Raw genomic sequence first — 15729 nt, 5'->3', positions numbered from 1 at the left:
ACAGTACCAGACTTGCCATCAACAGCCTGACCAGCCTGCATAACAACATAACTAACACTATCCGCATTAGTAAAGTTAACATTCAATACAGCATCTTCACCATAATTAACAACAGTGCTATTAGCAACAACAGTAGAAGCAATGGACCTTACAGTAATACCGGATTCATTGTATGCTGAAGCATGGTTAGAGTCTGTTTTACTTGTTACCATAATGGTATATGTTCCAACAGCTAAATTCTCATTTAATGTGATTGTATCATTTGCAGCGGAAGTTCCAGATTCAACTTCACTTCCTGCTTTCATTATAATCCAATCAACAGCAGTAGCGTTTTCAGACTTAATTACAATGCTTATTGGGTTGCCATAGTCAACAACTACAGAGCTTGCATTTACGCTGGATTGAGCCCTGCTTACAGTAATACCTGACTCATTATAAACTGATTCATGGTCATCATCCACAACAGTGGTTAACATTACTGTATATGTACCTGCATTAAGGTTGTATAAGGTAAAACTGCCGTTTCCAGCAACGGTACCATGATCAATTACATTTCCTGCACTCATTACAATCCATTCAACAGAGCTTGCGTTTTCAGATTCGATTTCAACAGTAGCAGGATTTCCATAAGGAATAACTACAGAAGTACCATTTACTGTAGAACTGATTTTCTTAACTGTTAATCCGGAAATTAGTTCAACAGACTGATGGTTACCGTCAGTTATTGTTGTTAACCTTACAGTATATGTTCCAGCATCTAAAATACCTAAATCAATAGGATTATCGGTATTGTTAGCGCTTATGGTTCCACTTGTAATGGTTTGACCCGCTTTCATTACAAGATAAGTTACAGAGCTTGCATTTTCAAATTCAACTGATAAAGGAATGTTTCCTCCATAGTCAAATGTTACATTTGAAGTTACAATTACCTTTGAAGGAGCAGAATCAACGGTTATTCCAGTAGTACAGGAAGCGCTGCTGTGATTTTCATCAACATTAGTGCTTAGCATTACAGTATATGTGCCTACACCTAAATCCAAATTAATGGTAGCGCTGTTTCCAGTTGCATCAACATCAACATCAACATCACCTTCACGGATAGCTTCGCCGGAACTCAATATTACATAATGAACTCCAGTAGCATTTTCCAAAGTGCTTACGAGATTGATTGGATCTCCATAAGTGACTGTTAAGTGTTCTGCACTTATGGTGGAAGCTGCCTGAGTAACGGTAATCTTAGAAGTGTTGGTATTTGACAATACGTTTACTCCATCAGTTACAGTGCTTACGCTTAATGTGTATTCTCCAGCAGGAAGATTTGAAATCTGGATTTGTGTGCCATCTACAACTACGGTTCCCACTTCTACGCCACTGCCATTTAATACCATAGCTGTAATTCCAGTAGCGTTTTCATAAACTGCATTCACTTCAATTACAGTGCCGTATACTCCGCTTGCATCCTCAATACTGACATCGGATCCTTTAGGACTTACAGTAAATGTATTTGGAGCTACAGCACTGTCATTATAATTAGGGTCTCCAGTCAATTGTGCAGTTACGGTATATTCACCTGCATTCAATTGCTCGCCAAAGTCAAAGCTAAGTTCGCTGCTTCCATTTACAAATTCTGATTTGCTTATTGTTTCACCAGCAATGGTGACATTTACTGTTACAGTACCTGTAGCGTTTGAAATTGGAATGCTTACTGTAATTGTTTCAGTATTGCCATAAGTAATGTCCTGACCCATTACGCTGATTTGAGATTGGGCTTTTGTCACATTGAAATGAGATACATAACTTGAACTTACATGGTCTGAATCGACATTGGTGTCAAATTTAATTGTGTATTCTCCTGCAGCCAAACCTGAAAGACTGATTGTGCCGTTTGCATCAAATCCATTTACTGTTGTTATATTATTATTATTTGAATCATAAACAGTATAATTAACGCTTGTAGCATTTTCAGAGCTAATCTTAATGCTGATTGGATTTCCATAAACAACACTTACATTGTCTGCACTAACTGAAGAAGAAGCCTTGCCTGCTTGAACATTAGTTGTAGCAGTATTATCACCTACATCAGAATCGTTTTCAGTAGAATTCACAGTGAAAGTGTGGCTGATTGAATCCAAAGTGTTTATGCTTGCAGTAATTTCCAAACTTGCAGTTTCACCAGCAGCAAGGTTTCCTACATTCCAAGTCTCAAGGGAATAACTTGGACTAGTCCATTTGCTTGCATTAATTCCAGACACTACAACATTTGTAGCAGCATCAGGACCATTATTAGTTACATTAATAGTATAGGTAACTTGATCTCCATATTTAGGATTGCTTGGATTTACAACAGCCTCAATCTTCAAGTTCACAAGAGGAGTGACTATAACGTTAGCGGTAGTTTCAGCAGACGTATGATTACCATCAACAACAGTTTGCAATCTTACACTATAAGTGCCTACACCCAATCCTCCAAGTCTTACAACATCATTATCCTTATCAACAGTGACAGTGCAATCGCTAACAGTATTGCCATCTTTGCTAATGCCAAGAACAGACACTTCATCACCAGTTACACCAGTAACAGTGTAAGTCACATTAGCAATTTGACCATGCTGAATTTCAGTATTATCAGCATGAATAGTTGATTCTGCTTTTGTCACATTGAAAGTAGCACTTGCAGAGTTTCCATTGTGTGTTCTGTTTGCATCAAATACAACATTTAATGTGTATCCGGTAGCTGCATCCAATGAGTCCAATGAAGTAACAGTATTCTCACCAGCAGTTAATGTTAAAGTTTGGGTTTGCTCACTATCGAAGGTGATTTTATAAGTTCCAGTAGTGTTTACTGTAATATTTGCACTAACATGGTTTGGATAAACAGTTTCACCTACCTCAATTGATATGGATACATCATTTTTGACAACAGTTATGGTTTCAGTATTGCTTAGAGCGCTTTCATCATACTTTTGGGAACTGGATTCATATCCTAAATATTTAGCGCTTATAACATACTCCCCTGATTTATTGCTGAAAGTCTCATTAAAGGTATAAGTTCTTCCGCTGATATTTGTAACAGGAGTTCCGTCAACATAAATCTCAACATCTCCAAGGCTTACAATATCATTACCGGATTTCACTTCTACAGTAATGACAGAACTTCCATCAACAAGAATCTCATTAGGGCTTGCATCAATTGAAATTGTAGTTGGCTGAGATACTATTGGAGTGAACTTGTAGGTATCTTCACTTACATTATAATAATTATTGTTATAAGTAGTGCCTTGATACTTAGCATTTACTGTATATTCCTTAGCAGTGCTTAATGTGTCACTATTAATGTTTCCGTTATTGCTGATGGTTCCTTTTTGAACATCTTCAAAGTAGACTATAATATCTCCTGCAGGAACATCTTCATTATTGGTAGTATCTTTTACATTAACGGAAATAACTACATTTCCACCAACTAAACCTGGATCCGGACTGATTGTAATTTCAGTAGTGGTTTGATAGATTGCATTTACCCAGTGAACTATTACATCATTACTTTCAACTCCCCCATTATGCTCTGCATGATATACAAATGTGCCTGGAACGGTTCCGACATAATCAAGAGGCTTTTTATTAGCCTGAATAGTACCTATAGCTGAGGAATTGTTATTGCAGAATACATTCCCATTACCATTATTACTCTCACATTCAGAAACGAAGTGAACAGTGGACCCTACAAGAGCAACTAACTCATTGGTGCCGTTTACGGTAAGAACTGCAGGTTTTCCTGTTAGAACAGTAAAGTCAAATCTTTTATCGCTTGGCAAATAACGAGCATTAGTACCGTTAAATCCAGAGTATTCAAAGCTAATGTAATGAGAACCTGCACTTATTGAAGTGTCTGAAGCATATGTGTAAGTGTTTGAAGGACTTATTGTTGCAAGAGGAGTAGTACTGCCGTTTAAGTAAATCTTAATAGTACCTTGGTTAGAGGACATAGGACTATTTCCAGCAGTTTCATTTACATTTACAAGAAGATTAATGCTTCCTCCAGGAACAATGTATTCAGTATTGTTTTCCAAGTCTATTAATGTAGGAATGTCTGGAAGAACAGTAACGCTTACGCTAGCCGGACCGCTTGCAGAATGAGTTGTATTTCCTTCAAATTCTGCAGTGAAAGTGTATGTAACCGCAGAGGTGCCCTCATTTGTCAATTGCAATGAATAGTATCCATTGGATAATACTTCATTGCTGATAGTGCTTCCATCCTGCTTAATTAGGTACTTGACATTTCCAGTGTTAGGGTCAAGATTCGGAATAAGGGTTACATAATCGCCAGAATAAATTGTAGTGGAAGTAGCCAAACTTGGAGTATTGTTGTTTTCTCCAGGATTTACAACTAAGGTGGTTGTAGTATCCACCATTCTTTGAATTACATTCACCACAACAGAGCTACTGTTGCTTGATTCGTAATTGCCATTACCCACATATCCTATCTTATAGTAGTAAGTTCCTACAGTTGCAGGAGCGGAAATGCTTGTTTTATTATCTGTCCAGCTTGAACTGGAAGCAGTCCATGTTGTTTGGTCTGTACTTACATATAATTCATATTGATTTTGATTGCCGGTTGAAACATTCAATAGTCCTTTGAAGTATATAGCATCTCCAGGATATACAGTTATGGATTGATTGAAGTTTGAATTGTCACTTGATTCGCTTAATGCCAATTGAGTAGGAGCAGGCAATACATTCAAATATCCCCAGCTTGCATAAGTGTTCATATTCCAATTGGAAATTATGCCGCTTAAGTTAACGAAGTATCCAATATAATATTCGCCGGCATTCAATTTATCAGGATATTGTGAGGATACAAGGGATAAGGATCCCTGACCATTTGAACTGGATACATTATAGACTGTTCCAGAGTATAAACCAAAGTTGAAATTGTCTGCATCATCATCCAAGTCGTCAACAGAGACAACTACGATTTTTACTTCCCCATTGTATAAAACCCTTTCATAAGTGCTGTTAATTACATTAACAGTATATTCAATAGGAATCTCTTCACCGTAGACCTTTTCAATACCATCTGTAGTGACATCATACACTACCGGTTCCTGATAAATGATTGAAACCTTTTCTGCACTGCTTCCCCCATAACTGTCGGTAGCAGTGAATGTAGCGCTTATGTTGTATCTTGAATATTCGAAGAACTGATCTGGGAATCCTGTTACATTTGCCACACCATCAATTACATGAAGAGTGTCAGTGTATCTAACTGAAGGATTTTCCAAATTCTGTATTTCTACATTTACATATACATCATCAAGGTTATTTCCACCACTATCTTTCAAATTGATACTTATGGAATATGGAACATCATCAACATATATGGAATGTGCATCTGGAGCGTTTATTGTAATTACAGTTGGAATAGATACAGGTTCAGTTACTGTTAAGCTGGCCTCTGTGGAATTGCTTGGATTGTAGTAAGTACTTCCCTTGTAATTAGCCTTAAAGACATATTGACCTATAGCACTTGGAGTGTATTCAAATGACCTTGCACTTGTATTCAAGTAGCTTTCTCCATTTACACGGATTTCTACAGTTCCAGCAACATCATTAGTGCCGTTTTTAACAGTGATTGATACAGTAGTGGATTGACCTAATTCAATTGGATTTGGGTTTACACTGATTGTAGTTGTAGTGTCATCCTTAGGTTGTGTTACAATGAATGTCAATACATTACTTACATGAGGATCATTCTGTTCATATTGATAGGTTACCTGAACCCGATAAACACCTTCTTCTGTTGGAGTCCAATCAGTGTATTGATAAGAACTAATCGACCAAGTAGTGCCGGCAGAATGATTACCCATATATACACCATCTAACCAAAAGGAATGTTCTCCATAAGTCTGATTATTATAAGTAACATTAATAGGAATAGTCTGACCTACAGTATATCCTTCAATGGTTCCGGTATTTCCATCCTTATCAGTGATATTTATATCGCCTTCAGTACCTTCAATAGTAGTGTCATAGTCTCCAACACCAAACCTTAATATATTACTGTTATAAGTGTTTTGACCGTCACCGGCTTTGAACTGTAATGTGTGAATACCATCAAGAGCAAAACTTAAATCATAAGGATATGTAAAATACTCAAATGGGTCATGCTCGGCACCGGATAAAGTGTATTCTGATGCCACATCATCTATATAAAGTGTCCAAGTAGTTCCTCTCATATCAGAGGATATGATATTTACATCAATTGTAAAAGTATCTCCAGGACCATAGTCAGTAATAAAGCTTTCATACCATTTGCTGTAACCATCCTTCCCAGTAGCCTTTATCTCAATATCTTCAGCTACAAAGGATGTGCCTACAATATTATTATTACCTGCAGAAGCGCCAACAACATTCTTCTGCTTGTCAGCGAGTTCTGTAATTTCATCATCATTATTTAAATCCCTTATGTCACTTTCCCTTTTAACATAAGAATCTAAATCACTATACGAATTATCACTATCATTTATATAATTATCACTAGCTTTCGTATTTTGTGAATTATCAACATTGGCATTATCAGATTGTACACTGGAAAGGTCAATGGAAGTATCCTGTACATCATTAATAATAGCGACATCACTTAAATCCTCAGCAGATACCGCACTAATGCTTAATGCAAATATGCTTAGAACCAATAGAATAATTACTAGTTTATTGCCTTTATTGATAATTTCACCTCCTTAATAAAATAAAAAAAATTCATTAACCTATAATAAATATTTAATTTAAGTTTAAATTTCATTTAAAGATTTAATTAAATAAATAAATTTATTAAATTTATTAAATTTATTAAATTAAATCAAATTAACATTTAATTACCTTAAAACTTAACTTGTAAGCTTAAATTAAAATTATTATTTTAAAATTAACTTAAAACATAAGTTCCAATATTTAAATTAAAATTAACTTAAAACTTAACTTGTAAGCTTAAATTAAAATTATTACCTTAAAACTTAAATTGTAAGCTTAAAATTAAAATTATTACCTTAAAACTTAACTTAAAACCTAAGTTCCAATATTTAAATTAAAATTATTACCTAAAACTTAACTTGTAACCCTTAAATTAAAATTAACTTAAAACCTAAGTTCCAATATTTAAATTAAACTTATTACCTAAAACTTAACTTGTAACCCTTAAATTAAAATTATTATATGATTTTTCATAATTGTCATCACCGTCATATCTTACAAGAACTTGATAAGTCTTTTTAACGTTAAGAGTTACAGGAATGCTTACCTGACCGTTTGCACCACTGGTACCGCTATAGACTTTTCCATTGATATAGAACTTTAAGGTTTTTCCTGAAACAGCATTACCCTTTCCATCCTTAAGGGTAGCCAATAAACTCTTATTAGCTGATCTGCTGTAAGTTAAATTGCTAACTTCAATAATTGTTGGATTAGGTTTAACCTTAACTGTAAATGTTGCAAAACTAGAATTGTAATTGGTTTCATCTGCAAATGAAGCGGATAGAGTGTATGTACCTTTTGCCATATTAATCGGAATACTTACTGCACCGCTAGCATTAGTGTTTAAGTTTTGTACACCATTATTACTTAATTGGATGCTTACAGCCTTGCCTCCTAAGGAATGGCCTTTGGAATCTTTTAAGTATAAAACCACATTTTCTCCACTATAAGCATAGACAGTTAAGTCAGAGGATTCTATAACAGTTCCTAATTTATTAACAATCAAATTGCCTTGTCCACTGGTGGATTCATAAGAGCCTCCTCCACTATAGCTTGCAGTGATTGTATAAGTATCTACATTTAAAACATCTGTTATAGTATAAACAATCAAACCATTTGAATCAGTAGTTATACTTTCAGTTCCGCTTGGAGAGACAATGCTGAGTGTAAGACCACTAACCGGACCATTACTGTCATTCACTTGAATATTTACAACCGCCTGATCACCATAGTAAATAGGATTTGCAGTTACGGTAATTACTAAACCGTCCTTAACGGTTACTGTAGCAGAATTACTTGTACTTTCATCATAAAAGACATTTCCCACAGTGGCTCCCAAGTATTTAGCAGTAATTTCATATGTTTTTGCAGTATTGGAATATGGAACAGTAAATGTATAGCTTCTTCCATTAATATTTTGGACAGCTACTCCATCAATATAAACTTCAACATCTCCAGCAGTAATTGTATTTCCACCGGCATCAACAGCAATGTTTACTACAGTGCTTCCGCCAATTGAAATAGTCGGACTTACTACACTTACAGTAGTAGTGGTTGCTGTTTGAATAAGGCTTGAACCTGCATAAATGTGTAAAACATCACTTGTAGTATTTTTAAGACCTAAATTGTTTCCATAATAAACAGCAGTAAAATTATACCATCCTACTTCATCTAATGTATATGTAAATCCATTATGAGGTACATCAGCAGTACCTACCCTTACACCTTCACCATATTGGGTATAATTTGTAGTTTCAGTGTGATTATAAATTATTTCACCATTTAAGTAAACATCAAGGTTTTCTAAAATGTATGAATCAGTTCCGCTAGCATGCCTTGAATTTACATAATCTGTAACATTTGAAACACCAGAAGCTGTTAATAAGTCGTATATGGTTACAGTATATCCAACATCTCTGTAAACAGTAGAATTACTAGGATTTTCAGCATCATACAATCGTAAAGTAGTATCATATTCAGAACCTGAGGATTGGCCCATATATACAAAGTAAGGGTTACTGTAATAGGTTACACCATCACGGCCTTCGAAAGTTGCATATAACTTATGAACACCTGTACCACTAATAGTTATACCGATTGGATGGTAGTAAATAGAATAAGATGTTCCATTTCTCCATAAGGAATAACTATTTCCGCTAGTCACATCACTGCCATCAATGTACAAATGAACAGTATTGTAAGAATTATATTGATAAGCAACACTATTAAAATCAGTTCCACCGTCTGCTCTAAACATTTCTACAACAAAAGTAAAATTAGCAGAGTTGCCGGAATAATATTGAACACCTTTCCATATTTCATCAGGATCGGAACCATATTCATCATAGTCAAAAAGACGGATATAATAATCTGGCAATTGAACAGGGTCATCTATAGGGTCATTACCAGAACCTCCAGAACCACCAGAACCACCACCATAAGTGGTAATGTATTCCTCAGAAGTATATTCCCAGACAATATAAAATGCTTTGAAATAAATAGTGTTGGAACCACTTGTAAGGTTTACTTGAACTCCAGAAGAACTGACTGTCCCCCAGGTAGTTGTACCATATACACCATTATTACGGTATATGGTTACTTCAGTCTCGCTTGAAATACTACTTACACCAGTCCATTTTAAGTAAACATAACCATCCCCGGAATCGACCAAAGTTACTGACCCAACCCCTCTTAAAATCTCTTTATCATCAATAGAAGCGCCAATAAGATTCTTATTCTTATCAGCAACTTCTTCTAAATCATCATATGAATTTTCTAGATTTTTATTAATATTCTCATCAATATTATAATCACTTGATTTAACATTCTGCGAAATATCAACATTGGCATTATCAAACTGTACAGTAGCCAGATTATTTGAATTACTTGTAGTGTCAATAGAATCAATAGAATCAACAGAATCAACAGAATCAACAGAACTATCATGTACATCTTCAATAACTGTTGCATCACTTGTTTCTTCAGCAGATACAGCATTTAAACTTAATGCAAAAATACTAAAGACCAATAGAATAATTACTAGTTTCTTGCCCTTATTGATAATTTCACCTCCTTAAAACATTTACCTATATAAATAAATATATAAAAATTAAAAATATCATAAAAAGTTTAGTCAAATATAGAAAAAAATAGAAGATTTATAAAGCTATAAAATCTATAAACTTATAAAACTTAGTAAAATACCAAACAAATACAAGCATATAAACCCATAAACCCATAAACCCATAAACCCATAAACCTATAAACATATAAACCTATAAAACTTAGTAAAATGCTAATCAAAGACAAGCACATAAACCATTAGATAAAAAAGCCAAATTTTTATTTTCAAAGTTATATAATCATATTTGAATAATTAAAGACTCCCATAAATAATTATAAATATGATTTGGAATTATCTAAAAATGATTTAACTAATTGAATAATCAATTAAGAAATATATTTTTAATATTTTCTAATAATTAAAAATTATAAGCTTATAATATTATAAAATACAAATTTATAACGAGTTTTATAAAATATCACTTATAAAACCATAAGAGCATAATCTTATAAGGTTTATTAAATTCTCCTATTTTCCATAAAGTTTTATGAAATAAAGTTTAGGTTATCCTAAATTTTTATATACATATATATTTTAGAAAACCTAAATATTTAAAACTTACTACTTTAATAATGTATAATAAAAAAATTGATTAAATTAATTCATTATATCATAGCATACACACATAGGACGATGTAAATCAATAATAATTTTAGAATATGAATTAAATTAAGCAAATAATTACCAATTAAAATATACTAAATTAAATCAAGTATTAAAATTATTAAGTCTAAAATTAATTATTTAAATAGTAAAAATTTACCTAAAAAACACCACTAAAAAAACATGAAAAAATTTACCTAAAAATCACCACTATGAAAACTAAAAAAATTTACCTAAAAAACATCACTATGAAAATTTAAAATTTTTATAATTTTTTCATGAAAATACGAGAATTTTAAAAAAAGATCAATTTCAAAAAAATTCTTTTTCAAATTGAGAACTAAAATTCAATAAGCAATTTAATTTTAAAAAAACTCAAATAAGAATCTTAAATTTTAAAAAAGTCAAATAATAGTCTTAAAATAAATTTAATTCATAAAAAATAGTTTAAATATAATTCTAATAAAAATCATCAATAAAAATAAGAAAAAAACAATAAAAAACACGAAAAAAAGAAAAATCATCAATAAAAATTAGAAAAAAAACAATAAAAAACACGAAAAAAAGAAAAAAATAGAAAAAAATAAAAAAATAATTTAAAATTTTAAAAAGAAAAGTGTTAGAAAATTAATAGTTTAAAACTACTAATTTTCTCAAATTCTATTTTATAGTCAAAGTTCCTTTTTGAGTAATCGGAGCGTAACAGTCGTCTCCTAAGAACTTAGCAGTGTAACTGTAAGTTCCTTTCTTGGACAGACTTACATTCAGCTTAGCGACTCCCTTGGAGTTGGTCTTGGCTGAATAGTACTTGCCGTTAACCACAAATGTAACCACTTTTCCAGGAATCGGACTTCCATAAGCAGAAGTTACGGTAGCGCTAATGGTCTTGGTCTTGGCTAAAGACTTGAAGCTAATGCTCTTAGCCAATTTCATTTTAGCTGTTTGAGCAGATACTTGGATTCTAGCTACACCAAATGCAGACTCATAGTTTTCATCTCCACCATAGGACAATGCAAATGTATAGTTTGCAACATGTCTAAGGTTTACTTGAAGACTTGCTCCACCAGTAGCATTAGTAGTCTTGTTATAGATATGACCGTTAAATCCAATTTGAACAGCAGTGTTAGCCATTGGATTGCCGAACTCATCAACCAATGTGAAGTTGAAGTATTCACCAATTCTTCCTTCAAGGACATAGCTGAATGCAGTTGTATCCATGTTTTCAAATAGGAAATAGGTCTTAATCTTTCTCACATTGAAGTCTTCTACAGCAAATGAAGGATCATATCCATTTGCTCCAGTGTAATTAGCAAGCACTGTGTAATTGCCTGCAGACAAGTTATCAACATACAATGCACCCTTACCATTAGTCAATGTTACATTTCTCAATACGTCATCAACGCTTACTTCAATCACTCCACTTACAGGATTGTTTTCATTGTCCTTCAAATCAATTTCAATGTAAGTCCTATCTCCATAAGTGATGTTTGTTACGCTAAGGCTTACTGAAGTAGGAACTGAATTCTTAAGAACTGTAATGTTCTTGCTTGCATTTGCAGGACAGTATTCATCACTGCCTGGGTAGCTGACTGTCACTTCCCTATATCCTTCTTCAGCACTGATGTTTGCCTTACCGTCAACAACTTTGACTTCTTGTGTTTTACCATCAATTGTTACATTTACCATGCCGTCTACAGGGTTTCCATCAGAATCTGTCAAGCTAATGTTTACAGACAATTCATCTGGAAGGATGTCAATGACAACAGCCTTGTAAGGTTTTACAATGAATGAGCCACTTGCATTTGCTCCATTGTAGTTCTCATTGCCAATGAATTCCGCTTCAATTGTGTAGCTGCCTTCAGGAAGGTTCTTGATATCAAGGCTTCCGCTGCCGCCGGTTACATTAACCGCATAGGCAGTTTCATCAACTGTGACAATAATCATTCCATCAATCGGCTTGCCACTTGCATCAGTAAGGGTGAGGGAAATTGATTCAGTTTCAGTTTCCTTAATGTCCTTGCCTCTTACAGTGACCTTAGCACCATCAGCCTTTCCTACAGTCAATACATCAGATGCAACTGCAGATTCGTAGTTATCGCTATCAAACTCTGCAATGACTGGATATTCACCAGCATCCAATGCTCCAAGATCAACTGTAGCCTTGCCGTCAACAATTTCAACAGGAATTACTTCATCACCAACACTAATATTGACTGTGCCGTTTAATCCTTTGCCATTTTCATCCTTAAGCTCTACAGTTACAGTAGCGTTTTCACCATATACAGGCTCATTTACACTAATATCAAGTGCAGCGCTTCCAGGATTTACAACAAGAGGAACAGTCACTGCTGGAGTGTCATAATTATCATCATCAAGTGCAACTGTAATGTTGTGGGTACCTACATCCAATCCGCTTACAGGAACTTCAGCCTTGCCCTTAACTACCTTGACCTCAACAGGATCATTGCCGTCAACACTGACTTTAACAGTAGTGTTAACAGGTTTTCCTTCACTGTCTACAACATCAACAATAACAGTAGCATTTTCACCATATTTAATGTCGTCTGCACTTACATCAAGAACTGCATCCTTGGAAGGATTGATTACAATGACAGCACCAGCAATATCGGATGCCTCATAATTGTCACTTCCAATGAATCTTGCCTCAACAGTGTAATTGCCTGAAGCAAGTCCCTTAATCTCAATGCTTCCACCTCCATCAGTGACGTTTACAGCATAGTCAACACCATCAACAGTTAGAATAACAATGCCATCAATTGCCTTGCCATTAGAGCTTAATTCAATGCTTACACCAGCATTTTCACCATATTCATATTCGCCGCCTTTAACTGTAATTGAAGTGTTGAGCTTGTTTACAGTGAATGTGTCTACAGCGCTGATATTTGCATTGTTTACATTGCTGAACTCTACAATTGCAGAGTATTCTCCAGCTTCAAGGCCTTCAAATACTAAATCAGCCACTCCATTGACAATTTCAACAGTTTGGCTTTCACCGTTAACTGTCACTGTAGCGCTTCCATTAATGTATTTCTTGTCAGCATCCCTTACAACAATGCTTACAGTAGCATTTTCACCATAATAGATGTCATCAACTGAAATGCTTACCTTAGCATTGTTTGCCATTTCAACAGTTAAATTAAGGTCAACTGAATCAGCAATATACTCAACAGGTTCAACGCTTATATTGTGCAATCCAGCATCAAGACCCTTAATGCCATATTCAAAGACTCCATTGATTACATTGACCCTTACAGGATCTGCACCATCAACGCTTATCATGACGAATCCGGTAATGTTTTTACCTTCCTCATCAAGGAAAGTACCTCTGACTGTAGCATTTTCTCCATAGTTAATGCGTTCATCAACATTAGCGGTAATTACAGCCTTATCGGATGGCAAGACTGTGAATTTGACCTTATCAGAGTTAGCGGCATCATAGATTTCGTTTCCAACAAATCTTGCAATAGCCTCATATTTGCCGGAAGCAAGACCGCTTATGCTTACTGAACCTTGACCGTCAATCACATTTACAGCATATTCAACGCCGTCAACAGTTACAATAACAATGCCGTCAACAGGAGCACCTTCAGCAGTGCTTAATTCAACATTGACTATCACAGGATCTCCATAAGCATATTGAGATTCTGCAGTGCTAATATTAAGGCTTACAGCCTCTCCACTTGCCTTGCCAACATTGAAGCTAGTCACATAGGTAGCTCCAGTGTAGTTTTCATTTCCGTCAAAGATTACAGTTACAGTGTAATTTCCAATATCCAATCCTGAAACAATGGTAGTGTTTACTCCATTTTCGGTAAGAACCCTTGTGTAGTTTTCTCCATTGATGAATATTCTTACATTGTCGTTAATGTATTCGCCAAGGTATCCTCTAAGTTCGACCTTAATGGTTTCATTTTCACCATATGCAATGTCATGAGCTTCTGCACTAATTTCAGGCAGAGCCTTTTCAACAACAAGGAGTGCAGGATAGAGATATGAATCATAGTTTTCATTTTCGAAACTGATGTATGCCACATAGCTTCCTGCAGCAAATCTTTGTACGATTGCTGAAGCCTCACCGTCAACAACATCCTCAAAGATAGACCTGAATATTGGATCTTCCTCACTTTCATCATAGTAGCTGATGTTTATCAGACCGCTTAAGACCTCATTGTAGACACCGGTTACATTTGTAATTTCTACAACAGGAGCATCTGCATAGATTATAGCAGGAACTTCGAAGTCAATTAAAGCCTTAGCCTTATTGATTTCAATTGTGATTTCAGATTCTGCTCCATTATAGTTATCTGTTCCAAGAGCAATGGCACTTACATTGTATAAGCCTACATTGTTGCCGTCAGGAATTACGAATACTCCGCTTCCGTCAACTGTAAGAGGAGCGTTTTCAATGATTAACTTGCCTTCGCTGTCGGTTACATTAATCAATAGGTCAACAGCTTCATCCACACCATCAACAGTGATGATTATTGGAATCTCATCACCATAAACAATATAATCGGATTCAGGCTCGATTTCAATTGAGATGTCACAGACGCTTACGGCAAATCCGATAGGATCACTTACGCTTCCTTCAAATCTGTCGTTGCCTTCAAATGTGACAATGAAGTAGTATTCTCCAACTTCCAATCCGCTTACACTAATACTGCTAGTTTCTGCCAAGTCAAGAGTGATGTTTTCGCCGATTTGGACACCTTCACTGTCATAAAGGCTTACAGTCACATTTTCATACAAGTTCTCATCCTTTCCAATAAGAGTTACTATAAGTTCTGCATCTTCGCCATAGATAATGTCTTGAGCTTCACCTGCAATAGCGGATTCAGCCTTGCCAACAACTATGACAGCATCTTCGTTTACAACTGATTCGTAATTGTCATTTCCAATGAATTCAGCCTTGACAGGGTAGCTGCCTACATCCAATCCAGGAATGCTGAGGCTTCCTTCACCATCAACAAGGACTACAGCATAGTCAACATCATCAACAGTAACTATGACCACGCCATCTAAAGCTTCTCCATCAACATCGCTAAGGCTTACATTAATCAGAGCATCTTCGCCATAACTGGTTTCATCTACAAGAACTTCAAGGACAGCATCGCTGGACTTATCAACAACTACACTTCCGCTTCCAAGAGCAGTCTCATAGTTGTCACTTGCAAATTCGACTGTAGATACATAGTTGCCAGCTTCCAAGCCAGCAAATTCAGCCTGAGCAATAC

Annotated in this window: 3 protein-coding genes; all 3 read right to left on the bottom strand. The window is 35.0% G+C overall.

Annotated elements, in window-relative coordinates; genetic code table 11:
- The coding region (locus tag Q0138_RS08650; protein WP_297983473.1) for an Ig-like domain repeat protein at positions 1 to 6692 on the bottom strand (6692 nt) is incomplete at its 3' end.
- A gap of 485 nt (positions 6693 to 7177) precedes the next feature.
- Positions 7178 to 9775, bottom strand: a complete 2598-nt coding sequence (locus tag Q0138_RS08645; protein WP_297983470.1) for a hypothetical protein — start codon at positions 9773 to 9775, stop codon at positions 7178 to 7180.
- A gap of 1359 nt (positions 9776 to 11134) precedes the next feature.
- A partial coding sequence (locus tag Q0138_RS08640) for an Ig-like domain-containing protein (RefSeq protein WP_297983467.1) occupies positions 11135 to 15729 on the bottom strand: 4595 nt, incomplete at its 5' end.

Source organism: uncultured Methanobrevibacter sp. (genome assembly GCF_937906425.1).
Classification (GTDB): domain Archaea; phylum Methanobacteriota; class Methanobacteria; order Methanobacteriales; family Methanobacteriaceae; genus Methanobrevibacter.
This window is presented reverse-complemented; position numbering and strand designations above follow the sequence as displayed.